The organism is Pseudomonas sp. BB438 (genome assembly GCF_057180225.1).
In genome coordinates, this window is sequence record NZ_CM170001.1 from 2,491,919 (window position 1) to 2,515,824 (window position 23,906).

The following is a 23,906-nucleotide window of genomic DNA, read 5'->3' on the forward strand; positions in this document are numbered from 1 at the left end:
ACGGCTGCCCAATGGAGAATCCCATGGCCTTCCTGCGATCCGCTTTCGCCCTGTCGCTGATCCTGCTGACGCTTTTCGATACTTCGCTCGCGGCTTCGACGTCGCTGGCCGATGCCGCCAGTGCGGAGCGCTTCCTGCGACAGATCTACGCCAGCTACACGCCCGACGGCCCTGGCGTGCCCAACGGCAAGCTGAAGGAGACGGACGTCTTCGACGCTTCCTTGCTTGCTCTGATGAAAGCCGACCAGGACGCCGCCGATGGTGAGCTGGGCTACCTGGGTGGCGACCCGCTGTGCGATTGCCAGGACTGGGGCGATATCAAGGTGAAGTCGCTGGAGTTCGCCCCGGTGGACGACGAGCGCATCAAGGCGCGGGTGGTGCTCAAGGATGCGCTGACGGGGGAAGACCGCGACCTCGGCCTGCTGCTCCATCGCACGGCTGGTGGCTGGCTCGTCGAGGACTGCTTCAACGAGCAGGGCAGCCTGGCCGAGAACCTGCGGCATAGCACGCGGGAGCTCCTTCAGCTGAAGAAGGGCGCGGGCAAGCCCTGACGTACATTGTAGGAGCGCGCCATGCGCGCGATCGCGGGCATGGCCCGCTCCTACAGTTGATGCACCGATGCGAACGTTCTGCCGCGCACGCAATAAAAAAGGCCCCTCGACGGGGCCTTTTTTGTGGCTCGACTTACTTGCGGTCGATCCACACGGTCTGCGGGTTGGTGAACTCGCGCAGGCCGAAGTGCGACAGCTCGCGACCGAAGCCGCTCTTCTTCACGCCGCCGATCGGTACGCGGGGATCGGAGGCGGAGAAGCCGTTGATGAACACGCCACCGCTGACCAGGCGACGGGCCATCTGCTGGGCTTGGGCTTTGTCGGCGGTCCAGATGGCGCCGGAGAGGCCGAACTCGCTGTCGTTGGCCAGCTCCAGGGCATGCTCGGCGTCACGGGCGACGATCAGCGAGGCGACCGGGCCGAAGATTTCCTTCTTGAACGCGGTGTTGCCCGGCTTCACGTCGGCCAGCACGGTCGGCGCGTAGTAGTTGCCTTCGCCTTCGAGCTTGTGGCCGCCCAGCAGCAGGGTGGCGCCGTCGGCGATGGCTTGCTGAACCTGGCCGTCCAGTTCGTCGCGCAGGTCGAAGCGGGCCATCGGGCCGACGAAGGTGTCGTCCGCCAGCGGGTCGCCGATCTTCAGTGCCTTGACGGCGGCCAGCAGCTTCTCGGTGAAGGCCGGGGCGATGGACTCTTCAAGGATCATGCGCTTGGCGGCGATGCAGACCTGGCCGCAATTGCCGAAGCGGCTGGCGACGGCGGCTTTCACGGCGGCGTCGAGGTCGGCGTCGGCGAGCACGATGAAGGCGTCGGAACCGCCCAGCTCCAGCACGCACTTCTTCAGCGCGGCACCGGCCTGGGAGGCGATGGCGGCGCCCGCACCGACACTGCCGGTCACGGCGATGGAGGCGATGCGGTCATCGGCGATGGCCTTGGAGACCAGCGGCGGCTCGACGTTCAGCACCTCGAACACGCCTTCCGGCAGGCCGGCCTGCAGCCAGGCGTCGCGCAGCTGGTAGGCGCAGCCCATGACGTTCGGCGCGTGCTTGAGCACGTAGGTGTTGCCGCCCAGGATGATGCTCACCGCGCCACGCATGACCTGCCAGGTGGGGAAGTTCCACGGCATCACGGCCAGGACCGGGCCCAGCGGCAGGTAGGAGATGTACGCGCCTTCGATACTGGTCTTCTCGTCTTCGAGCATGGCCGGGCCGTTGTCGGCGTACCACTCGCAGAGGTTGGCGCACTTGTTGATCTCGCCACGGGCCTGGGTGACCGGCATGCCCATTTCCTGGGCTTCCATCCGCGCCATCGGCTCGACGTTGGCACGCAGGACCTCGGCCATCTTGCGCAGCACGGCGACACGTTCGGCAATGCTGGTGTCGCGCCATTGGCGGAACGCGGCATCGGTGCGGGCCAGCGAGGTTTCCAGCTGGGCGGCGTCTTCGAAGGTGTAGCGGGCCAGTTCCTGGCCGGTGGCGGGGCTGCGGGAGATGGCAGCGGGGAGGGCGGCGATCTGGTTCATGGTGAGTCCTGCTGGTTCTATGGAAGGCGCAAGGCCGGTCGTTCGTCCGGGCGTAGTGGCTCCGGGATGGCGCAGAAATTAAGATGCGCAACCATTCATGTAAAATGAATAATCAAGAAAGACTCTTTCTCTCGGAGAGAATCATGGACCTTACCCAGCTGGAAATCGTCCGCGCCGTTGCCAACGAGGGCAGCATCACCGCCGCCGCGGCCCGTCTGCATCGCGTGCCGTCGAACCTGACCACGCGAATCAAGCAGCTGGAAGCGGAGCTGGGCACCGAGCTGTTCATCCGCGAAAAACTGCGCCTCCGTCTGTCGCCGACCGGTCGCAGCTTTCTCGAGTACGTCGAACGCATCCTCGATCTGGTGGACGAGGCCAGGCAGGTGGCGGTAGGCGCGGAGCCCCACGGCGGTTTCTCCCTGGGCTCGATGGAGAGCACGGCGGCGGTGCGTATCCCGGAGATGCTCGCGCGCTACCACCAGCAGTGCCCGAAGGTGCAACTGGACCTCTCCACCGGCCCCTCGGGCGAGATGATCGACGGGGTACTCTCCGGTCGCTTCATCGCCGCCTTCGCCGACGGCCCGGCCAATCACCCGCAGCTGGACGGCAAGCCGGTGTACCGCGAGGAACTGGTGCTGATGAGCGCCAAGCACCATGCACCGGTGCATGACGCACGCGACGTGGCGGGGGAGACAGTGTTCGCCTTCCGCGATACCTGCTCCTACCGCAAGCGCCTGGAAGGCTGGTTTGCCGAGCACCGCGTGGTGCCGGGCAAGATCATGGAAATGGAGTCCTACCACGGCATGCTCGCCTGCATCGCGGCCGGCGGCGGCGTGGCGATCATCCCGCGGGCGATGTTCGACAGCCTGGCTGGCGGACGCAACGTGGCCATCCACCGCCTGGCGCCGCAGCATGCCGACGCGACGACCTGGCTGTTCTGGCGGCGCGGCACCGATACGCCGGCGCTGCGGGCATTTATCGGACTACTGGACGCGCCGCTTGCCGAGGCTGAAGTGGCCTGAGAACGGGCCTTGGCGAGCGCTGTGTCGTCGGTGTTACGTAACGCTGGCGAGACGGCGGTTAAAAAATCACCAGCCGCTCTTGCAGCGGCCTTGCGCTGCGCTAACGTGAGTCTCTCTGTCCGTCGTGCGAAGGCGGGAAACACCCTTCGCGGCAGGGCGTTTTCCCCGCTGGCCTTCTGCCCGGAGCGCATGATGGAGACACGCAGCAAGAGACGACGCGCCAATGCGTTGCAGATCACCCTGATGGGGGCGGGGCTGATGCTCCTCGCCCTGACCCTTGCGGTCGCCCTGGTCAGCCTGTGGCCGCAGTTCTATCCGAAGTTCCCACCCGCCGGCGCGCTCGGTGATCCGGGCGTGCAATGCCTGGCCGGCTGGTGTCCGGGGCCGGATGCGCGGCTGCTGGTGATGGTCATGGCCGCCGGTGCGCTGGGCAGTTTCGTCCATGTGGCGAAATCCTTCGGTGACTTCGTCGGCAATGACCGCTTCATGGCCAGCTGGATCTGGTGGTACCTGCTCAAGCCGTGCATCGGCATGGTGCTGGCGTTGACGCTCTACCTGATCGTTCGCGCGCTGTTGCTGACGATGAGCGCCGCCAGCGACTCGGCCAGCGTCAATCTCTACGGGCTGCTGGCGATGTCCGGTCTGGTGGGGATGGCGTCCAAGCAAGGCACCGACAAGTTCGCCGAAATCCTCGATGCCCTGTTCCGCACCCGCCATCCAGCCGGCGACGCCCGGCGCAAGGATCCGCTGGAAAACCCCATGGCGGTCATCACCGACGCGCAGCCGCCAGTCCTCGATGCGCAGTCGCTGTATGTCACCCTGCGCGGCAAGGGGTTCAGCCGTGGTGCGCGGGTCCAGGTCAACGGCGCGGAGCGCGAAACCTCGCTGTCCGACAGCTCGCGCCTGGCTTTCCATTTGTTGCCCGAGGATGTCTCCGCGGCCGGCCGCCTGGCGATCGTGGTGGTCAATCCGCCCCCGGGCGGCGGACCTTCCGCATCGCTGATGCTGGAGGTGAGTGCTCCGCCCGAGCCGGTGCAGGCCGGGCCGGTAGCGATGGTGGTGGCCTCGGCGGAGGAAGACGCCGCGGTGGCCTCGCTGCACTGATTGGCAGGTATGAAAAAGGCCCCGCGAGGGGCCTTTTCCGTGGGGCCTGGCTGTGCGTCAGGCGCTGCTGTTCACTGTCTCGCGCTTGAGCGATCGAGTCGCTGGCGCCGGGTGTTCGTCATGCTCGTGCTCATCGACGATCACCGGTACCTCGTTGCCCTCGGCGTCATACAGCTTGCCGTTCTGGAAGTAGTCACCCTCGTTCAGCGCGGCGATATCGCGGTAGCGCAGGGTGCGTTCCTCGGCGGCCGCGAACACCGACTGCTGGTCCGAGTTGCCGGCCTTGAAGTGGTTGAACAGCAGGTTGAGGCCGATGGCCATGATCGCCGCCGAGCTGATGCCCGAGTGGAAGATGGTGGCGAACCAGCTGGGGAAGTGCTCGTAGAAGCTGGGGGCGGCGATCGGGATCATGCCGAAGCCGATGGAGGTGGCGACGATGATCAGGTTCATGTTGTTGCGGTAGTCCACCTTGGACAGGGTGCGGATGCCGCTGGCCGCCACGGTGCCGAACAGCACCACGCCGGCGCCACCGAGCACGGAAGAGGGCACCGCGGCGATCACCCGGCCCATGACCGGCAGCAGACCGAGGGTCACCAGGATCAGGCCGCCGGTGGCTACCACGTAGCGGCTCTTCACGCCGGTCACGGCGACCAGGCCGACGTTCTGGGCGAAGGCGCTCTGGGTGAAGGAGCCGAAGATCGGCGCCAGGATGCTCGACGCCATGTCCGCGCGCAGGCCGTTGCCCAGGCGCTTGGAGTCGACCTTGGTGCCGATGATTTCACCGACGGCGAGAATGTCCGCCGAGGTTTCCACCAGGGTCACCATGATGACGATCAGCATCGAGAGGATCGCAGCGACGTGGAAGGTCGGCAGGCCGAAGTGGAAGATCGCCGGGAAGGCCACCATCGGGCCCTCGGCCACGCGGGAGAAGTCGGTCATGCCCAGGGCGGCGGCGATCAGGGTGCCGATCACCATGGCCAGCAGGATCGACAGGCGCGAGATGGACGCGCTGCCCAGCTTGCTCAGCAGCAGGACGATCACCAGGGTCAGGGCGGCCAGGCCGATGTTGGCCATGCTGCCGAACTCCGGCGCCTTGGGGTTGCCGCCCATGGCCCAGCGCGCCGCTACCGGCATCAGCGTGAGGCCGATGGTGGTAATGACGATGCCGGTGACCAGCGGGGGGAAGAACTTGGTGATGCGCGAGAACACCGGCGTGATCAGGAGGCCGATGAACGAGGCCGCCATGACTGCGCCGAGCACGGCGTTCAGGCCGCCGCCCTCATAGCCGCCGCCAAGGATGGCGATCATGGTGGCGACACCGGCGAAGGAGACGCCCTGTACCAGCGGCATCTGCGAGCCGAAGAAGGGAATGCCGAGGGTCTGCAGCAGGGTGGCGAGGCCACCGGCGAAGAGCGATGCGGCGATCAGCAGGCCGATCTCGCTTCCGGAGAGCCCGGCCGCCTGGCCGAGGATCAGGGGCACGGCGACGATACCGCCGTACATGGTCAGAACGTGTTGCAGGCCGTACGCCAGGTTGGCGCCGATTCCGAGGTTCTCGTCTTCCGGGCGTGCTCCGGCGGACGCTACAGCTGAACGATCATTCATGGCTGAGGACTCGCTTGTTTTTGTTGTGCGGCCACTGTAGACAAAGTCTGTGGGAAATATCCACTGGTTTGTATACATTTTCGCGTCCGATGGTCCGTAATCTGACCGGTTGGTTAAGTGTTTTGTTCGATGAAATGGCTCTGCAATCGGCGTTATGCATGAAATCCTGACTCGCAGCGTATTGCACAAAATGTGTGCATCTTTGAATCCAAAAGCACCAGTTGGCTGCATGCAAAGCTTTGAAAGGTTCTTTGCCGCCGCCTGTGCACAGGTCATCGCAAATTGCGGGCCAGCGGCGTGGGTTGCCGCCGTTCTCCCCGACGAAGGCTGGTCCTGCTATAACCGTCCGCCTTGGTTCTTGCCGGACGTCAGAAAACATGGCCCTCCCGCCGCTGCACAGTTTCAGGGTGTTCGAAAGCGTGGCCCGCCTGGGCAGCCTGGCGGCGGCCGCTGTCGAGTTGCACGTCACCACCGGGGCGGTCAGCCAGCAGGTCAAGGCGCTGCAGGCCAGCCTGGGCGTCGAGCTGTTCGAGAAGCGCGGCCGCCAACTGGTGCTGACCGCCGGTGGGCGTGCGTTGCAGAAGCGCGTGGCCAGCGCCATCGGTGAGATCACCGATGCCGTCCAGGCGTTGCAGGCGGGCGTCCGGCTGGAAGCGGAAAGGGTGGAAATCTGCCTGTCGATTCCGCCGGCCGAAGGCGTGGAGTGGCTGACCCGGCCGCTGCTGCGCTTCATGGAGGAATCGCGCTCGGTGCGGGTCAGCGTGATCACCGCGCCGGGCATGCCGCAGGTGGACTGGCGCCGCGCCGACGTGGCGGTGATCTACGGTACGCCGCCGTGGCCGGGTGTCTGGTGGCGCTTGCTGCATGGCATCCGCATGACGCCGGTGTGCAGCCCGCAATACCTGCGCGGGCCACAGGCTATCCACGAGGTTGCCGACCTGGCGCGGCACCGGCTGCTGCACGAGGACGACGGCAGCCAGTGGCAGCAATGGCTGGCCGAGGCTGGCCACAATCGCGGCGGCGCCGAAGACATCCATTTCGAGGATTTCGGCATGGTCCTGCAGGCGGCGCGCGACGGGTTCGGCGTGGCGCTCAGCGATGAGACCGTCTCTGCCCGCGATCTCGACGAAGGCCGCCTGGTGCGCCCGCTGCCGATCTCGGTGGCGGCGGTGCACAACTACTACGTGGTCTGCCCCGAGGCGAAGCGCGAACGCCCGGAGGTCCGGGCGTTCATCGAGTGGTTGCTGTCGATAGGCGAGCCGGTTCAGTACCCGTAACCGCGTCCATCGGTGAACTGGATGTCGGTGAGGATGCTGATGTCCTTCTCCACCTTGTACAGCTCCGAGCTCCTGATCAGTTCCGGGTCGCTGAAGGCTTCGCCCTTGGCGCGTCCGGCCTGTATCTGCTGCATCTTGTCGCGGACCGCCACGACGTCGGCGTAGGTCATGGCCGGCACCCTGGCGGGGTCCTCGTCGGCGTGGGCGCCATAAAGGGTGGTCTGCGGGTTGATCACCTTCAGCGTGGCGTCCAGCGAGGCGACGTAGTCCTTGAGGTTGCCCGCCAGCAGCCAGGACGGGTAGAGGTGGTCGCCGGAGAGCAGGATGTTGTGCGCCTCATCAAACAGCGCGACTTCATCCGGGGTATGGCCGGGCACGCTCAGCAGGCGCAACTTCAGGCCGCCGAGGTCGATCACCTCGCCGGGCTTCACCAGGCGTGAGACCTTGAAGGGCGGCAGGTTCATGTGGTCGATGTTGCCCAGGTAGACCGGCTCGGGGACGTGGTAGAGGCCATCGGCGCGGCGGAATTTCGCGGTGAAGGGCGTATCCACCAGGTAGATGCTCTGGAAGTTGTGCAGCCCGCCCAGGTGGTCGAAGTGCAGGTGGGAAGGCAGCACCGAGAGCGGTTTATCGGTGATCTGGCGGGCGACCAGGGTGATGTCGTCCTTCTGGTTGGCGCCCGAGTCGAACATCAGTGCCTGGGTCGCGCCCACCAGCAGGTACGAGTAGTTCTTCTGGTAGTAGTTCGGCTCGCCGATGGCGTAGAGGAAGTCGGTCAGCTTGTGCACCACGAAGGCCGGACTCTCGACCTTGAAAGCATCAGCCTTGGGGGCATCCGCCATGGGCGCCTCGGCGGCGGTGGCGGCGAACGGTGCGCCGAGGAGGGTGGTGGAAGACAGGGCCAGGGCCTGGATCAGCATGCGCATGGGGCGCGAACCTCTTTCTCGTTGTTGTCGGTGGGCGTTGGCGGCGGATTGTCCGCCGGCCCATCTCAACGCTGGCGAGAGCGCACTTCAATGCACGAATTTTGCGGTCCGACAGTTCAGTTCAGCTAAAGCCTGGCGGGATTAGCGATGCTGATATTCGTGGTTCTGCATAAGCAGGGCTAATTATTCATTCGGGGATTTCATGGCAGCGATGCCGCCATGCCGGTAGAACTGTGCGGGTCGGGCGCGCTGTTCGTGCCCCTTTCCACCGATTCCGGAGCTATTCCAATGACGTCCAGATGGACCGCCCTGCTGGGTGTGCTGAAAACCCTTTCCGTCGCCTGGGGCGACTACCACAAGCGCAATTTCGTCCGCCGCTGAAGCGGGCAACCCGAGCGTTCGAATCACCCTGTTTCGCCGTACACCAAGGAAATCGCCATGCAGTCCGTCACGCCTCACATCGATCCCGCCATCGCCGCCATTGCCCCCGGCTTTCGTGCCCTGAGCATCACCCTGGAAGCGGCGCCGATCCTCCATCCGGAAGTGGCGAAGCAGGCCCTGCAGCGGGCCTGCGCGGCACTCCAGGCGAGCGAGCCGGCCTGGGCCGATGCGCACCTGGCGGCCTGGGCCGAGGTGTTCCGCCGCTTCGGTGCCAAGCCCCAGCGCACGCCCTGTTCGGCGGAGGCGCTGCGCAAGAGGGCGCTGCGTGACGGCAGCCTGCCGAGCATCGATCCGGTGGTGGACCTGTACAACGCCATCAGCGTGCAGTTCGCCATTCCGGTGGGCGGAGAAAACCTCGCCGCCTACGTTGGCACGCCGCGCCTGGTGATCGCCGACGGCAACGAAACCTTCGACACCATGAAGGATGGCGCGCCGGCCCGTGAGTCGCCCGATGCCGGCGAGGTCATCTGGCGCGACGACAAGGGCGTCACCTGCCGACGCTGGAACTGGCGACAGGGCGTGCGCACCCGCCTGGACGCCGAGGCGCAACGTATGTGGTTCATTCTGGAAAGCCTGCCGGAAATGCCGCTGGACGCATTGCATGAGGCGGGCGGGCGACTGGTGGCCGGCCTGGTGGAGATGATGCCCGGCGCCAGCGTGCAGACGTTGCTGGTCGGGCCGGGCGCTTGAGCAAGGCGCGTCGCTGTTGTCTGGCGCCTGGCCAAGCCTCGATTACAGAGAGGCTCCGGCCACCGGCGCATGCCGCGCCATCAGCTCGACAACCCAGTCGATGAACACCCGCAGCTTGGCGCTGACGTGGCGATTGGGCGGGAAGGCCAGGTACAGCGGCATAGGCTCCATACTCCAGTCGCCGAACAGTTCCACCAGCTCGCCGCGCTCCAGGGCGTCCAACGCCATGTAGCGCGGCAACCAGAGTACGCCCATGCCGGCGATGCCGGCGGCGAGGTAGGCGTTGCCATCGTCCACCGTCAGCACCGGACAGCCCTGGACCTGCACGGTCTCGCCGTTCTTGTGCAGGGCGTAGACCAGCGGCTTGCCGGTGCGCGCCCAGAGGTAGCCGACGATGCGTTGCTGACTGTTCTCCAGATCGTGTGGATGCTTTGGCACTCCGACGCGCTGCAAGTAGGCGGGCGCGGCGAACACGCCCAGTGGCAGTTCGGCGACCCGGCGAGCCATCAGCGACAGGTCGGTGAGTTCGCCGCCGCGCACCACACAGTCGACGTTCTCGTCGATCAGGTCGACCATGCGGTCGCTCACGCCCAGGTCGATCTGGATGTCCGGATAGCGTTCGTGGAACTCGGGTAGGGCGGGAATCATCAGCAGGCGTGCCAGTGGGCTGGGCACGTCCACCCGCAAGCGTCCGCGCGGCACGGCGGCAGCGCTGGATAGGCTGGTCTCGGCGTCATCCATATCCGCCAGCAGGCGCACCACGCGCTCGTAGTATGCAGCGCCATCCGCGGTAAGGTTCAGCTTTCGCGTGGTGCGGTTGAGCAGGCGCACGCGCAGCCGCGCTTCGAGTTGCTGGATCAGTTGGGTGACGCTGGTGCGGCTCATGTGCAGAGTATTGGCGGCCTTGGTGAAGCTGCCGGTTTCCACCACGCGGGCGAAGGCTTGCATCGCATCGAAACGGTCCATGGGGACTCCGACGGGATTGTACAGGGGGATCCAGGTTTGATTATTTGGATTCTACAAACAATCCTGACCCGTGTTGCCCGATGATCGCCGTCGCCACGCACCGTAACCTGCCTTCATCGTTGAAACCCTTCGGTGGAGCAAGCAGATGACGACTCGTGACGTGGTATTCCCCGCTGGCCGCCAGGCCCTTTATGAACGCAACCGCTATTCCCCGGCCATCCGCAGCAACGGCCTGCTGTTCGTCTCCGGCCAGGTTGGCAGTCGCGAGGATGGTTCGCCTGAACCCGGCCTCGAGGCCCAGGTGCGCCGGGCCTTCGACAACCTCAACGCAATCCTCGCCGCCGCCGGCTGCAGCTTCGAAGACGTGATGGATGTGACCCTCTTCATGGTCGATCCCCAGGCGAATTTCGAGCACGCCTGGCAGGTCGCCGCCGACTATTGGGGCGCCGCTCCCTATCCGACGGTGACGGCGGTGGGGGTGACCTGGCTGTACGGCTTCGATTTCGAGATCAAGGTGATCGCGCGCCTGCCGCCGCAGTGAATCCTGGCACTGAGCCGCAGGGCAGGGCGGCGAGACGGGGCGGCCGGGTTTCTTTACCATGCCGTCCTGTTTTGCTCTGCCAGGAATTCCCATGACTGCCCCGACTTTCCGCACCGCTACTCCCGCCGACACCGACCGCTGCTTCGAGATCGAAACCGCTGCCTATGAAGGCGACGAAGCGGCCACCCGCGAGAAGATCGCCACGCGCATCGCGCAGTACCCGGAAGGTTTCCTGATCATGGAGCTGGGCGGCCGGATCATCGGCTTCATCAACAGCGGCTGCGCGGTCGAGGTGGTGATGTCCGACGAGGCGTTCAAGGAGCTCATCGGCCATGACGCGGCAGCGCCCAACGTGGTGATCATGTCGGTAGTGATCGATCCGGCGCAGCAGGGCAAGGGCTACTCGTCGCTGCTGATGCGCACCTTCATCGAGCGCATGGCCGGCCTGGGCAAGCGCACCCTCCATCTGATGTGCAAGGACCGCCATGTGCCGCTCTACGAGCACTTCGGGTACCGCTACGTGCAGCCCTCGGCGTCCGACCATGGCGGCATGGCGTGGCACGAGATGGTCATGGAGTTGCCTGCCGCCTGATCGCTCAACGCTCCGGCCGGTCGTTCACCCGGTCGCGGGTGGCGCGTTCGGCCAGCAGGTCGAAGGTTTCCGGCAGCAGCGCGGCCTCGCCCTGTTCGTCCAGCAGCTGACGGAACACCAGGTGGTCCGGGAAGCTGCGACTGATCAGCGTGAGCAGTTCGGTGCCACGCTCGGTCAGCTCGAAGTTGTTGCCGGTGCCGCCATGCTCGCGCGGGCGCTCCTGGATGTAGCCGTTGGCGAACAGGTCGCCTTCGAGGTCACCGGCAACTTTCTTCAGGTGGTCGACGCTTCCCTCGACCGGCTCGCCCTGCAAGCGGTGCTGCTCGGCCACTTCCTCCCCGCATTCGCGGGCCTTGTAGGGTTCGTCGGCGCAATCCTGTGCACGCAGCAGCAGGCGTTCGATCAGGTCCCAGTCGTAGCTCATGGCATGTCCTCCGGTTCAACATTGCAGGGCCTTCCTGATGTGCGACCGGCCTGAGCGAGGAGGGTTCGAACTTCCTGCGCAGCGGTTTGCCACCCCGGAGAGGCGCCACCATCGATGGCGTCGAGAGTCACTATCGATGCAATCGAGTGGTGCGCGGGACGGCCGCGGCCGACTATCGGTCCCACGAGCTGGTTGAACCGAGCAAGGGACAGAATCGATGAACACGCCGCACCTGAACGCCCGAATTGCCCTTTGGCCGCTGCTGCTGGCCGTGGCCAGCCTGACCGGCTGCGCGGCGACCTCGGAATCCCGACTGAGCTGGGACAGCCTTGGCGGCGCCACCGCGCAGGACGGCAGTGCGTACCTGAGTTGCGTCGATGGCAGGCTCACCCCCGGTACGGCCACGTTCGTCAGCGACAGCGGCACTACCCGCCAACTGCTGATCGGCAGTGCGGATCCATTGCAGGCCCGCGGCATCGTCCAGGTGACGCCGATCGCCGGTGGCAACCACTTCAGCGCCTACCAGCGCAGCGCCTGGCAGGACAAGGGCGAGTTGCTGGACGCCGCCTACCAGTGCGCGCAGCACAGTTGATGATCCTGCGAGGTTGATACGTCTTCGAGCGGGTCGCTCCCCCCAGCGACCCGCCCAGCGCCGGCAGGCGGCGAAAGGCCTGCGTCAGTGTCTGCCATCGGGCTTGCGCTGATTCACTCTCCAGGGGCGCTCCCCCAGCGCTCATATATCGCCCGCCGAGTCCCCGCTCGGTGGGCGTTTTTTTTAATTTACGACTGTTGTGTATTCTGATCGGGCATGCCAGTGTGTGCGCCCTGGCGGCTGTATTCGCCTTTCGTTGCCCAATGATGCGCATCCGGCTTGTCCGCCGGGCGCTGAACGAGGCCGCCGGCCGACGGTACACTCACTCCCGTCGCGTAACAGAAGTACAAGAGAATCGAGATGAACACGCATTTTCCGACTTGCGCCGTCTGGGTCCGTCGCGACGCAGACCTGCCCCTTCCCACCAACCTTCAGCCGACGGTGAAAGCATGATCGAGGTAACCGAAGTTTCCATTGCGCAGCTGCGTGACGCCCTGGAGTCGGGCCGCACCACCGCGGTCGAGCTGGTCAAGGCCTACCTCGCGCGCATCGACGCCTACGATGGCCCGACCAAGCTCAACGCCGTGGTCGTGCGCAATCCCGAGGCCCTGAAGGAAGCCGAAGCCTCCGATGCCCGCCGCGCCCGTGGCGAGACCCTCGGCCCACTGGACGGCATTCCCTACACCGCCAAGGACAGCTACCTGGTGAAGGGCCTGACCGCCGCCTCCGGCAGCCCGGCCTTCAAGGACCTGGTCGCCTACCGCGATGCGTTCACTGTCGAGCGCCTGCGCGCCGGCGGTGCCATCTGCCTGGGCAAGACCAACATGCCGCCCATGGCCAACGGTGGCATGCAGCGCGGTGTGTATGGCCGGGCGGAGAGCCCGTACAACCGCAAGTTCCTCACCGCGCCCTTCGCTTCCGGCTCCTCCAACGGTGCCGGCACGGCGACCGCCGCGAGCTTCTCGGCCTTCGGCCTGGCGGAAGAGACCTGGTCCAGCGGTCGTGGCCCGGCTTCGAACAACGGGCTGTGCGCCTACACCCCGTCCCGTGGGGTCATTTCGGTGCGCGGCAACTGGCCGCTGACCCCGACCATGGACGTGGTCGTGCCCTACGCGCGCACCATGGCCGACTTGCTGGAAGTGCTCGACGTGGTCGTGGCCGAAGACGCTGACAAGCGCGGCGATCTGTGGCGCCTGCAGCCGTGGGTGCCGATCCCCGCCGTGAGCGAAGTGCGCCCGGCGTCCTACCTGGACCTCGCCGCAGGCCCTGAAGCCCTGAAGGGCAAGCGCCTGGGCGTGCCGCGCATGTACATCAACAAGGACGAACTGGCCGGCACCAGCGAGAAGCCCGGCATCGGCGGCCCGACCGGCCAGCGCATCAACACCCGCGCGTCGGTCATCGACCTCTGGGAACAGGCCCGCAAGGCCCTTGAAGCCGCCGGCGCCGAAGTCGTCGAAGTGGACTTCCCGCTGGTCTCCAACTGCGAGGGCGACCGTCCTGGCGCACCGACCGTGTTCAACCGCGGCATCGTTTCGCCGGAATTCCTCCACGATGAGCTGTGGGAACTCTCCGGCTGGGCGTTCGACGATTTCCTCCGTGCCAACGGCGATCCCAAGCTGAACACGCTGGCCGACGCCGACGGTCCGAAGATCTTCCCGCACGACCCCGGCACCCTGCCGAACCGTGAGGACGACCTGGTCGCCGGCATGGACGAGTACGTCAACATGGCCAAGCGCGGCCTGAAGACCTGGGACCAGATCGAAACCCTGCCGGACGGCCTGCGCGGTCTGGAAAAGACCCGCAAGCTGGACCTGGAAGACTGGATGGACGGCCTGAAGCTGGACGCCGTGCTGTTCCCCACCGTGGCCGACGTCGGCCCGGCGGACGCCGACGTGAATCCGGAATCGGCCGACATCGCCTGGAGCAACGGTATCTGGGTGGCCAACGGCAACCTGGCGATCCGTCACCTGGGCGTGCCGACCGTCACCGTGCCGATGGGCGTGATGGCCGACATCGGCATGCCGGTGGGCCTGACCTTCGCCGGTCGCGCCTACGATGACTCCGCGCTGCTGCGCTTCGCCGCGGCCTTCGAAGCCACCGGTTCCAAGCGCCTGGTGCCGCCGAGCACACCGCCGCTGGCCTGAACGGCAGCAGGCTGAAAAACCGCGCCCATGGCGCGGTTTTTTTATGGCTGGCTGTAGGAGCAGGCCATACCGTTGATCGCGTCCACGGGGCGCTGCGCCAGGTTGATGGCGGTATTTCCTGCGACCTGGCGGGCTGTCGAACCGCGTGCCCAGCCGGGTGGATCGTCGGCATGGATCAGGCGTCCGCTCGTCCTACTGGGTACGTTGGGCTTTCACGCAACCAAAGCGCGCTTCCTTGGACGGCGAGTAACCGTAGAAGGACGTGTAGCACTTGCTGAAATGGCTGGGCGAGACGAAGCCGCAAGCCAGCCCCACCTCGTACATCGGCAGGCTGGAGTGCTGCAGCAGGCGGCGGCTTTCGGTGATGCGTAGCTCCAGGTAATAGCGCACCGGCGTGGTGCCCAACTGCTCCTGGAACAGCCGTTCGATCTGCCGCTTGGAGCGCCCGACGTAGCTCGACAGCTGGTCCTGGCTCAGCGGTTCCTCGATGTTCGCGCTCATCAGGTTGATCGCCTCGCGCAGCGGCTCGCTGAGCTTCTCGTGCAAGGCCGGTCGGGTGCGGCGGAAGCGCGACTCCTCGAAAGCGAGGATGTCGACGATGGCGTCCACCAGTTCGCGCCCGTGGCGCGCATTGATCCATTCCAGCACCAGGTTGAAGGCACCGGTGGGGCTCGCAGCGGTGAGGCGGTCACGGTCGGCCTGGTAGCTCTCGCTGGTGACCTCGCTGTGTCGCGCGATCTCCGACAGCGCGGCACGGTTTTCCGGGTGGATGGCGCAGCGGTAGCCGTCCAGCAGACCGGCCTGGCCGAGAAACCACGCGCCGTTCCACAGACCGGCAAGGGCGATGTGCCTGTCGGCGGCGCTCTGCAGCAGGCGCGTCAGCTCAGGCGGCGCGCGCAGCTGCGTGCGCAGGCCGCCGCAGACTACCAGCAGGTCCAGCGCCGTGAGCGATGCCGTGGTCAGCGTGGCGCCGGGGCAGATCACCAGACCGAGGTCGCTGGTGACGGACGCGCCGTCGAGGCTGAAGGTCTTGGTGGCGAAGGTCTGCGCACGGATCAGGTTGGCGGTGACCAGCGTATCCAGTGCCTGGGTGAAGGCGGGCAGGGAGAAGTGTTCGAGCAGCAGGAAGCCCACCCGCGCAAGGCGGCTGGGCTCCCGGGAGTGTCCGTCGAGGTAGCGCAGGTTGCGGCCCTGCATGGCACCACTGAACTGGCGGCGTTCGACCAATCGGCACCTCGTCTGCGTGGGTTGGCGACCGGCTCAGCCGCGCACGGCGCGGCGGCCGAGGGCTGCCGGGGCGTGGGGGGATGTGCGCCGGCTGGTCTGGCTGAGCAGGATGATGATCACCGTCAGCGCCAGGGTCGAGCTCACCTCGATGCGGTGCGTCGGCATGATGAACATCACCACCAGGATGAAGCTGATGATCCCGATCACCAGCCAGGTCAGCCAGGGGAACAGCCACATGCGGAACACCAGCTCATGGTTGCGCCGGCGCAGGATGCCGCGCATGCGCAGTTGCGACACGGCGATAGCGAGGTAGACGAGCAGGGCGATGGAGCCGGAGCTGGCCAGCAGGAAGTCGAACAGCCGTCCCGGTGCGAAGAAGTTGAGCAGCGTGGTGAACATGCCGATCAGCGTACTGGCGATCACTGCCGCGCGTGGCACGCCGGCCGCCGAGGTGCGCTGGATGAAGGCCGGTGCGTCGTGGCGGCGGCTCAGCGAGTAGATCATCCGCGAGGCGATGTACACCGAGGAGTTCAGGCAACTGGCGACGGCGACCAGCACCACCAGGTCCATCAGCAGCTGTGCGTTGGGAATGTTCAGCAGCTCCAGCGCACGCTGGTAGGAACCGATTTCCACCAGTCGCGGGTCGTTCCACGGCACCACCGAGATGATCACCAGGATCGACAGCAGGTAGAACACGCTGATGCGCCAGATCACCGAGCGCGTGGCCTTGGCGATGTTGCGGCTGGGGTCGCTGGATTCGGCGGCGGCAATGGTCACCGCTTCGGTGCCGATGAAGCTGAAGAGGGTGGTGATCAGCGCGCTGAAGATGGCCGTCCAGCCATTGGGCATGAAGCCGCCGTGCTCGTGCACCAGCTTGCTCAGGCCGCTGGCCTCGCGCCCGGGCAGCAGGCCGAACAGCGCGGCCGCGCCGAGGCCGATGAAGGCGACGATGGCCACCACCTTGAGCATGGCGAACCAGAACTCGAACTCGCCGTACTTGGCGACGCTGAACAGGTTGGTGATGGTCAGCAGCAGCGTCATCGACAGGGCGAACACCCAGGTCTCGACCTGCGGGAACCAGTTGTTGAGGATGACCCCGGCAGCGATGGCTTCGATGGGGATCACCAGCACCCAGAACCACCAGTACAGCCAGCCGATGGTGAAGCCGGCCCAGCGGCCGATGGCCTGGTCGGCGTAGGCGGAGAAGGAGCCGGTATCGGGGCTGGCCACGGCCATCTCGCCGAGCATGCGCATCACCAGCACCACCAGCAGCCCGGAGAGGGCGTAGGCGACGATGGCGGATGGGCCGGCGGCGGCAATCGCGTGACCGGAGCCCACGAACAAGCCTGCGCCGATGATTCCCGCGATGGAAAGCATGGTTACGTGGCGGGGCTTGAAGCCCTGCACCAGATCGCCATTGGCGCCTTTTGCACTGGGAGCAGTCATCTGTCGGCCTTTATTGAAATTGTTATATCGGGCGCGGTGGCGCGTGGCCGGGTGCAGCTTCCCCGCCGCCGTGGCTCCTGAAGTGAGGGCCGGGGAGTCCGCGTGGCGGCAATGCGCTTCACGCGGGGCTCAAGCTAAGGCAGTGAGGGGGCGGCGAGTTGCTCGAAATCGCCATGGGCATGATCAAAAACGACATCGCCAGCCGGCCGAATGGTGGCCAAGAGCCGCTCTGCGACGATGGTTCCTGGGCGCCAAAGCGCCGCAAGGAGGCCGCTCAGCGACTGGTTTCGGGCAGGCTGGCGAGGAGTTTTTCCAGCAGGGCACAGAGCTTCTTCTGCTCGGCGGCGCTCAGCCCGGAGAGCACCTGGCGCTGGTTGTCGACATGGGCGCCAACGGCCTGGTCGATCAGCGAGAGACCGGCATCGCTGAGGCCGACGAGCGAGCCGCGGCCGTCCTCGGGATTGGCCATGCGCTCGACCAGGCCCTGTTTTTCCAGACGGTCGAGGCGGTTGGTCATGCTGCCGGAAGAGATCATCGCCGCCTCGTAGAGCACGGTGGGCGTAAGGCGGAAGGGCGGGCCGCTGCGGCGCAGGGTGGCGAGCACGTCGAACTCGCCCGGTTGCAGGCCGTACTCGGCGAACAGCGGGTTGAGGTGGTCGCGGGCGATCACTTGCGCCGCTTCACCGAGGCGGCCGAGCAGGAGCATGCCGTCGGTTTCCAGCTCGGGCAGTTGCTGGTGCCATTGCTCGACGGCAAATGCGGCTCTGTCCATGGGGCTTCCTTTTTATCTTGATGTCGAGATACATTGAATTTGTCTTGATGTAGAGATATTCGCCTGCGCTGCTTTTCTGATCAAGCGCTGGTGCCCCACTGGAAGGATGTTTGCCATGTCTCGAACCGTTTCCCTTGCCGCCTGCCTGCTCGCCGTCGTGCTGGCCGGTCTGAACCTGCGCCCGGCGCTGGCCTCCATCGGGCCACTGCTGGACGCGCTGCAGGCTTCTGCTCACCTCTCCGACAGCCTGGCCAGCCTGCTCACCAGCTTGCCGGTGCTGCTGATGGGCCTGGGGGCACTGGGCGCGGCGCAGTTGCTGCGCCACCTCGGCGTCCGCCGCGGCGTGGCGTTCGGCCTGTTGCTGATCGCGTTCGCCTGCGTGCTGCGCCTGCTGCCCGGGCAGGTCGGGCTGCTCGGCGGTGCGGTCCTCGCTGGCCTGGGAATCGCTGCGTGCCAGGCGTTGTTGCCAGTGTTCATCCGCCAGCGCTTCGGCGTTCGTGTGGGTGGGGCGATGGGCGCCTATTCCACCGCGATCATGGGCGGCGCGGTGCTGGCCAGCGTCGCTTCACCCTGGCTGGCGAACGCCTGGGGCGAACTGCCGGCGCTGGCGTTCTGGGCGCTGCCGGCCATGCTGGCGCTACCGGTGTGGAACCGGGCGGCGCAGGGTGAGGCGCCGGTCAGTTCGGCAGCTCCGGCCTTTTCCGGCATCGCCCGGCGCGCGGCGTGGCTGGCGCTGTTCTTCGGGCTGGGCACCGGCGCCTACGTGCTGGTGCTCGCCTGGCTGCCGCCCTACTACACGGCGCTCGGTTGGACGCCCGCCCAGGCCGGTGCGCTGCTCGGTGGCCTGACCCTGACCGAGGTGATTGCCGGCCTGCTGGTGTCAGCCTTCATCGACCGCCTGCCGGATCGTCGGCCGGCGCTCATCCTGGCTATTGTCCTGCTGCTGGGTGGCCTGGTCGTGCTGGTGATGTGGCCGCAGCAATGGGCGCTGGTAGCGATGGTCGGGCTCGGCCTGGGCATCGGCGCACTGTTCCCGCTGTCGCTGATCGTCGCCATGGACCGCGCCCGCAGCCCCGCTGAGGCTGGCGCGCTGGTGGGCTTCGTACAGGGCGTGGGGTACCTGATCGCGGCGCTGTTCCCGCTGCTGGCAGGGTTTGCGCGGCAATCCATGGCCAGCCTGGCACCGGCCTGGATCGGCATGGCGCTGGTGTGCCTGGTGATGCTCGTGCTCGCCAGCCGTTTTGCACCGCCGCGCCCGACGGCAGGTCAGGCGCAGGCCTGCTGAGACATCCATGGCGGGCTCATTCGGGTCTAGGCTGAGTACTTTCGTCTGCCTCAGGTGATCCCGCCATGTCCCTCATCCTGTTCGGCCATCCGTTTTCCTCCTACACGCAGAAGGTGCTGATCGCCCTCTACGAGAACGCCACGCCCTTCGAGTTCCGCGGCCTCGGCCCGGATGAGCCGGAGAATGGCGCGCACTGGCTGCGGCTGTGGCCGCTGGCGAAATTCCCGGTGCTGCTGGACGGCGAGCACAGCGTCGCCGAGACCAGCATCGTCATCGAGTACCTGCACCTGAAGCATCCCGGCCCGGTGCGCCTGCTGCCGGACGACCCGCTCAAGGCACTGGACGTGCGCTTCCTCGACCGCTTCTTCGACTGGCACGTGATGACCCCGGTGCAGCATGCCGTTCTCGGCGCCATGAGCGGCGAAGCGACCAAGCGCGCGGAAGGCCTGGCCCACGCGGTGAGCAAGCTCGAACTGGCCTATGCCTGGCTGGAGGAAGAACTGGCCGGGCGCACCTGGGCGGCGGGGGATAGCTTCAGCCTTGCCGACTGCGCCGCCGCTCCCTCCCTGTTCTACGCCGACTGGACCCATCCCATCGGCGACCAGTACCCGACCCTGCGTGCGTACCGCTCCCGCCTGCTGGCGCGCCCATCCTTCGCTCGCGCCGTGGAGGAGGCGCGGCCGCACCGGCCGCTGTTCCCGCTGGGAGCGCCGGATCGGGACTGAGCGCTCCAGCGCGTCGGTTTTTGTAGGAGCGAGCTTGCTCGCGACCATCCTGCCATGCGGCTCGCGAGCAAGCTCGCTCCCACAGTGGGCATGGGTTCGGCTGCTGTGAGCTGGGGCAACACGCAAAAAAATCCCCCGTGCGCTGCCGCGACCGGGGGATGCAAGACCCGCGCAGGGGGACTGCACGGGCGAGGTAGGCACGTTGGCTCGGTACCGGCCCGCTCCATCAGGTCAGCTGCGGTATTTCCAATCACGCAGGAGCGCTGCTGCCAAATCGTTTACAGGCGGATCAGCACCGATTTCAGCTCGGTGTAGTGCTCGATGGCGGCGGCGCCCATCTCGCGGCCGACGCCCGACATCTTGAAGCCGCCGAAGGGCAGTGCCGGGTCCAGCGCGCTGTGGCAGTTGACCCACACCGAGCCCGACTTGATGCGCGGTACCATGCGGTGCACCGCCGCCAGGTCGTTGGACCAGATGCTCGCACCCAGGCCGTAGGGGCTGTCGTTGGCCAGGCGCAGGGCGTCCTCGATGTCGTCGAAGGGCATGGCGACCAGCACCGGGCCGAAGATTTCTTCCTGCACCAGCGGGTTCTTCTGGTCGACGTCGACGATCACCGTGGGCTTGACGAAGTAGCCGGGGCCGAACTGCTCGCCGCCGCAGGCGATGGTGGCGCCCTTGTCGCGGCCCAGTTCGATGTAGTCGAACACGCGCTTCTGTTGCTTGGCCGAGATCAGCGGGCCCATGTCGATGCTCGGGTCCAGGCCGTTGCCCAGCTTCATGCCGTTGGCGATGCCGGCGATGTCGGCGATCACGTTGTCGAAGTGCTTGCGCTGCACGTACAGGCGCGAGCCGGCGCAGCAGACCTGGCCCTGGTTGAAGAAGATGGCCTGGGCAGCGCCTGCGGCGGCGGTGGCGAGGTCGGCGTCGGCCATGACGATGGTCGGCGACTTGCCGCCCAGCTCCAGGGTCACGCGGGTCATGTTGTCCATGGCCGCCTTGCCGATTTCCTTGCCCACCGGGGTCGAGCCGGTGAAGGTCAGCTTGTCCACCAGCGGGTGGTGGGAGAGGGCAGCGCCTGCGGTGATGCCGGTGCCGGTGACGACGTTGAACACGCCCGCCGGGTAACCGGCTTCCAGAACAAGCTCGGCCAGCTTCAGGGCGGACAGCGGGGTTTCGTCGGCAGGCTTGAGGACCACGCTGCAGCCGGTGGCCAGCGCCGGGCCGAGCTTCCAGCAGGCGAGCAGGAGGGGGAAGTTCCAGGCGACGATGGCGCCGACCACGCCGACGGCTTCGCGGCGGATGTAGCCGTGGAATTCACCGTCGGGCATCAGCGGCATGGACACGTCGACCGTGGTGCCTTCGATCTTGGTGGCGTAGCCGGCCATGTAGCGCAGGAAGTCGATGGCCAGTTGCACGTCCATCACGCGGGCGACGGCGGCGCTCTTGCCGTTGTTCAGGCATTCGAGTTCGGCCAGCAGGTCGGCGTCGCGCTCCATGAGGTCGGCGAGCTTCCACAGCAGGTTCTGCCGTTCGCGCGGGCGGGTGCGGCTCCAGGCCGAGTCATCGAAGGCCTGGCGCGCGGCGCGCACGGCGCGGTCGACATCGGCGGCGGTGCCGGCCGGTACCTGGCAGAGCACTTCGCCGGTGGCCGGGTTGCGCAGGTCCATCAGGGCGCCGTCGCTGGCGGAGGTCCAGTCGGCGCCGATCAGCATCTTCGGGGCGCGCTGCAGGAAGGCGCGGGATTCGGGCGTGATGGGCAGGGAAGCGAGCATTGCGGTGGCCTCTTGTTGTCTGTTCCAGGAACGTTGAGGCGGAGCATCGCAACGGCTGTGCCAAGGGTGGTGTGTATTTTTAACTTATTGAAATATAACGATTTAACAGGTTGATGAGCGACGCAGAAGAGAAGCCGCTGTCGCACATTGCGACAGCGGCTGAGACGTTTTGGTCTGTTAGCGGAAGGGGATCTCGGAGCTGGGCGTTCCCTCTCCCTGAAGGGAGAGGGAACCGTTCGGCATGGACTGGTAATTCACTTTCAGCCGGCAATTCAGGTGCAGGCAAACATCGGCGGTGTGCATCGCACGGAAACCCCCTCTCCCTTCAGGGAGAGGGCTGGGGAGAGGGGCTCTCCGGCTTGGCACGACACCTCAGTGGGTGATATCCCGATCCTTGGTCTCCGGCAGGAACAGGATGCCCAGCACCGCCGTCATCACCGCAATGACGATGGGGTACCAGAGGCCGTAGTAGATGTCCCCCGTGGCGGCGACCATGGCGAAGGCGACGGTGGGCAGGAAGCCGCCGAACCAGCCGTTGCCGATGTGGTAGGGCAGCGACATGGAGGTGTAGCGGATGCGCGTCGGGAACAGCTCCACCAGCCACGCGGCAATTGGCCCGTAGACCATGGTCACGTAGATCACCAGCACGGTCAGCAGCACCAGCATCATCAGGTGGTTGATCTTCGCCGGGTCGGCCTTCTCGGGGTAGCCGGCTTCCTTGAGCGAGGCGGCGAGCTGCGCGGTGAAGACCTCGGACTGCACCTTGAACTCCGCCGCCGGCATGCCGGCCCCTTCGAAGCTGGCGATGACCTTGTCACCGATATGCACCTGGGCCAGCGCGCCAGTCTCGGCCTTGAGGTTCTCGTAGGGGATGGCGCGCTTGGCCAGCAGGCTCTTGGCCATGTCGCAGGAACTGACGAATTTCGCCTTGCCCACCGGATCGAACTGGAAGGAGCAGGCATTCGGGTCGGCGACCACTGTGACCGGGTTCTTCGCCTGGGCGGCGAACACGTCCGGGTTACCGAACTGGGTCAGGCCGTGGAAGATCGGGAAGTAGGTCAGCGCGGCGAGGATGCAGCCGGCCATGATGATCTTCTTGCGGCCGATGCGGTCGGACAGGCTGCCGAAGAACACGAAGAACGGTGTGCCCAGCAGCAAGGAACCGGCGATCAGCAGGTTGGCGGTCTGTGCGTCGATCTTCAGCGTCTGCAGCAGGAAGAACAGCGCGTAGAACTGCCCGGTGTACCAGACCACGGCTTGCCCTGCGGTGCCGCCGAGCAGCGACATGATCACCACCTTGAGGTTTTCCCAGCGGCCGAAGGATTCGGTCAGCGGCGCCTTGGACGCCTTGCCTTCCTCCTTCATCTTCAGGAACACCGGCGACTCGGATAGCTGCAGGCGGATGTACACCGAGACGATCAGCAGCAGGATCGACAGCAGGAAGGGAATCCGCCAGCCCCAGGCCTCGAACGCCTCGGTGCCGAGCACGGTGCGGCAGGCCATGATCACCAGCAGCGAGAGGAACAGGCCCAGTGTCGCGGTGGTCTGGATCCACGAGGTGAAGAAGCCGCGCTTGCCCTTGGGCGCGTGCTCCGCGACGTAGGTCGCCGCGCCGCCGTATTCGCCGCCCAGCGCCAGGCCCTGCAGCAGCCGCAGGGTGATCAGGATGATTGGCGCGGCCACGCCGATGGTCGCGTACGCCGGCAGCAGGCCGACTACGGCGGTGGACACGCCCATGATGATGATGGTGATGAGGAAGGTGTGCTTGCGCCCGATCATGTCGCCCAGGCGGCCGAATACGATGGCGCCGAAGGGCCGTACCGCGAAACCGGCGGCGAAGGCCAGCAGGGCGAAGATGAAGGCGGTGGTTTCATTGACCCCGGCGAAGAAGTGCTTGGCGATGATCGCTGCCAGGGAGCCGTAGAGGTAGAAGTCGTACCACTCGAACACCGTGCCCAGGGAGGAGGCAAAGATGACCTTGCGCTCCTCCTTGGTGATCCCGCTGTGAGGAGCGTTGCCCGCGGCCGGGCTGTATGTCTGCGCCATGTTCGTCTCCGTCTTGTTGTTGTTTTGGGCCGGAGTCCCTCAATACCGTTACCGCACTCGAGCCCAGGGCTGATGTCAGGTCGTACGGATTGCGCGATGCGTGAAGTCAGGCGGCCCTGCGGCTGGCCGCAGGGTCATCTGAAAGCATAATCGTTCTCACGCGTCTGGCCACTCGCGAACCCTGGCAAAGCCCCGGCTGGCGCGGATTGATACCTGTTCTGGACAAGCCGGAGAGAGCA

General features: G+C 66.1%; 21 protein-coding genes. 11 read left to right on the forward strand and 10 right to left on the reverse strand.

Annotated features, from left to right (window positions below; genetic code table 11):
• Positions 1-23 precede the first annotated feature (23 nt).
• The gene (locus AC1ZV1_RS11665) at positions 24-551 is read left to right on the forward strand and encodes a DUF3828 domain-containing protein (protein WP_484296850.1); all 528 of its coding nucleotides are present in this window, start codon (positions 24-26) and stop codon (positions 549-551) included.
• A 133-nt stretch (positions 552-684) separates the two neighbouring features.
• Here the strand turns inward: AC1ZV1_RS11665 and AC1ZV1_RS11670 are convergent, their stop codons facing one another.
• Entirely contained in the window at positions 685-2,070 is a 1,386-nt protein-coding gene (locus tag AC1ZV1_RS11670; RefSeq protein WP_484296851.1) for an NAD-dependent succinate-semialdehyde dehydrogenase, read from the reverse strand.
• A 143-nt stretch (positions 2,071-2,213) separates the two neighbouring features.
• Between AC1ZV1_RS11670 and ptrR the strand changes: the two genes are divergently transcribed.
• Positions 2,214-3,092 carry a putrescine utilization regulator PtrR gene (gene ptrR / locus AC1ZV1_RS11675; protein ID WP_484296852.1) on the forward strand — a complete coding sequence of 293 codons (879 nt, stop codon included), beginning with the start codon at positions 2,214-2,216 and terminating at the stop codon, positions 3,090-3,092.
• Positions 3,093-3,284: 192 nt separating this feature from the next.
• Positions 3,285-4,196 (forward strand): hypothetical protein, encoded by a 912-nt coding sequence (locus AC1ZV1_RS11680; protein ID WP_484296853.1) that lies wholly within the window; start codon positions 3,285-3,287, stop codon positions 4,194-4,196.
• A gap of 57 nt (positions 4,197-4,253) precedes the next feature.
• Here AC1ZV1_RS11680 and AC1ZV1_RS11685 read toward each other — a convergent pair whose 3' ends face one another.
• Positions 4,254-5,801, reverse strand: coding sequence for a nucleobase:cation symporter-2 family protein (locus AC1ZV1_RS11685; RefSeq protein ID WP_484296854.1), 1,548 nt, complete (start codon positions 5,799-5,801; stop codon positions 4,254-4,256).
• Between the two features lie 377 nt (positions 5,802-6,178).
• Between AC1ZV1_RS11685 and AC1ZV1_RS11690 the strand changes: the two genes are divergently transcribed.
• Positions 6,179-7,078 (forward strand): LysR substrate-binding domain-containing protein, encoded by a 900-nt coding sequence (locus AC1ZV1_RS11690; protein ID WP_484296855.1) that lies wholly within the window; start codon positions 6,179-6,181, stop codon positions 7,076-7,078.
• On the opposite strand, the gene AC1ZV1_RS11695 is transcribed toward AC1ZV1_RS11690, so the two are convergent.
• Positions 7,066-8,004 carry an MBL fold metallo-hydrolase gene (locus tag AC1ZV1_RS11695; RefSeq protein WP_484296856.1) on the reverse strand — a complete coding sequence of 313 codons (939 nt, stop codon included), beginning with the start codon at positions 8,002-8,004 and terminating at the stop codon, positions 7,066-7,068. The two genes, AC1ZV1_RS11690 and AC1ZV1_RS11695, sit on opposite strands and share 13 nt — an antisense overlap.
• A gap of 438 nt (positions 8,005-8,442) precedes the next feature.
• Here AC1ZV1_RS11695 and AC1ZV1_RS11700 point away from each other — a divergent pair, with 438 nt between their 5' ends.
• On the forward strand, positions 8,443-9,135 hold the full coding sequence (locus tag AC1ZV1_RS11700) for a B3/B4 domain-containing protein (protein WP_484296857.1): 693 nt from the start codon (positions 8,443-8,445) through the stop codon (positions 9,133-9,135).
• A 42-nt stretch (positions 9,136-9,177) separates the two neighbouring features.
• On the opposite strand, the gene AC1ZV1_RS11705 is transcribed toward AC1ZV1_RS11700, so the two are convergent.
• The gene (locus AC1ZV1_RS11705; protein WP_484296858.1) at positions 9,178-10,101 is read right to left on the reverse strand and encodes a LysR family transcriptional regulator; all 924 of its coding nucleotides are present in this window, start codon (positions 10,099-10,101) and stop codon (positions 9,178-9,180) included.
• Positions 10,102-10,246: 145 nt separating this feature from the next.
• On the opposite strand from AC1ZV1_RS11705, the gene AC1ZV1_RS11710 reads away from it, so the two are divergent.
• Positions 10,247-10,642 (forward strand): RidA family protein, encoded by a 396-nt coding sequence (locus AC1ZV1_RS11710; RefSeq protein ID WP_484296859.1) that lies wholly within the window; start codon positions 10,247-10,249, stop codon positions 10,640-10,642.
• 91 nt (positions 10,643-10,733) lie between these two features.
• Positions 10,734-11,234, forward strand: coding sequence for a GNAT family N-acetyltransferase (locus AC1ZV1_RS11715; RefSeq protein WP_484296860.1), 501 nt, complete (start codon positions 10,734-10,736; stop codon positions 11,232-11,234).
• A 4-nt stretch (positions 11,235-11,238) separates the two neighbouring features.
• Here the strand turns inward: AC1ZV1_RS11715 and AC1ZV1_RS11720 are convergent, their stop codons facing one another.
• Positions 11,239-11,658 carry a transcriptional regulator gene (locus AC1ZV1_RS11720; RefSeq protein WP_484296861.1) on the reverse strand — a complete coding sequence of 140 codons (420 nt, stop codon included), beginning with the start codon at positions 11,656-11,658 and terminating at the stop codon, positions 11,239-11,241.
• Between the two features lie 217 nt (positions 11,659-11,875).
• Here AC1ZV1_RS11720 and AC1ZV1_RS11725 point away from each other — a divergent pair, with 217 nt between their 5' ends.
• Positions 11,876-12,250 carry a hypothetical protein gene (locus tag AC1ZV1_RS11725; RefSeq protein ID WP_484296862.1) on the forward strand — a complete coding sequence of 125 codons (375 nt, stop codon included), beginning with the start codon at positions 11,876-11,878 and terminating at the stop codon, positions 12,248-12,250.
• Positions 12,251-12,699: 449 nt separating this feature from the next.
• Positions 12,700-14,394: an amidase gene (locus AC1ZV1_RS11730; RefSeq protein WP_484296863.1), complete on the forward strand. Its 1,695-nt coding sequence runs from the start codon at positions 12,700-12,702 to the stop codon at positions 14,392-14,394.
• A gap of 192 nt (positions 14,395-14,586) precedes the next feature.
• Here the strand turns inward: AC1ZV1_RS11730 and AC1ZV1_RS11735 are convergent, their stop codons facing one another.
• The 3 genes from AC1ZV1_RS11735 to AC1ZV1_RS11745 form a co-directional block, all read right to left on the reverse strand.
• On the reverse strand, positions 14,587-15,591 hold the full coding sequence (locus AC1ZV1_RS11735) for a GlxA family transcriptional regulator (RefSeq protein WP_484297547.1): 1,005 nt from the start codon (positions 15,589-15,591) through the stop codon (positions 14,587-14,589).
• 63 nt (positions 15,592-15,654) lie between these two features.
• Positions 15,655-17,067 (reverse strand): GABA permease, encoded by a 1,413-nt coding sequence (gabP, locus tag AC1ZV1_RS11740; RefSeq protein ID WP_484296864.1) that lies wholly within the window; start codon positions 17,065-17,067, stop codon positions 15,655-15,657.
• Between the two features lie 274 nt (positions 17,068-17,341).
• Positions 17,342-17,839: a MarR family winged helix-turn-helix transcriptional regulator gene (locus AC1ZV1_RS11745; protein ID WP_484296865.1), complete on the reverse strand. Its 498-nt coding sequence runs from the start codon at positions 17,837-17,839 to the stop codon at positions 17,342-17,344.
• 115 nt (positions 17,840-17,954) lie between these two features.
• On the opposite strand from AC1ZV1_RS11745, the gene AC1ZV1_RS11750 reads away from it, so the two are divergent.
• Positions 17,955-19,124: an MFS transporter gene (locus AC1ZV1_RS11750; RefSeq protein WP_484296866.1), complete on the forward strand. Its 1,170-nt coding sequence runs from the start codon at positions 17,955-17,957 to the stop codon at positions 19,122-19,124.
• Between the two features lie 65 nt (positions 19,125-19,189).
• Entirely contained in the window at positions 19,190-19,849 is a 660-nt protein-coding gene (locus AC1ZV1_RS11755; protein ID WP_484296867.1) for a glutathione S-transferase family protein, read from the forward strand.
• 278 nt (positions 19,850-20,127) lie between these two features.
• On the opposite strand, the gene AC1ZV1_RS11760 is transcribed toward AC1ZV1_RS11755, so the two are convergent.
• Entirely contained in the window at positions 20,128-21,621 is a 1,494-nt protein-coding gene (locus tag AC1ZV1_RS11760; RefSeq protein ID WP_484296868.1) for an aldehyde dehydrogenase family protein, read from the reverse strand.
• Between the two features lie 372 nt (positions 21,622-21,993).
• The gene (locus AC1ZV1_RS11765) at positions 21,994-23,667 is read right to left on the reverse strand and encodes an MFS transporter (RefSeq protein ID WP_484296869.1); all 1,674 of its coding nucleotides are present in this window, start codon (positions 23,665-23,667) and stop codon (positions 21,994-21,996) included.
• Positions 23,668-23,906 lie beyond the last annotated feature (239 nt).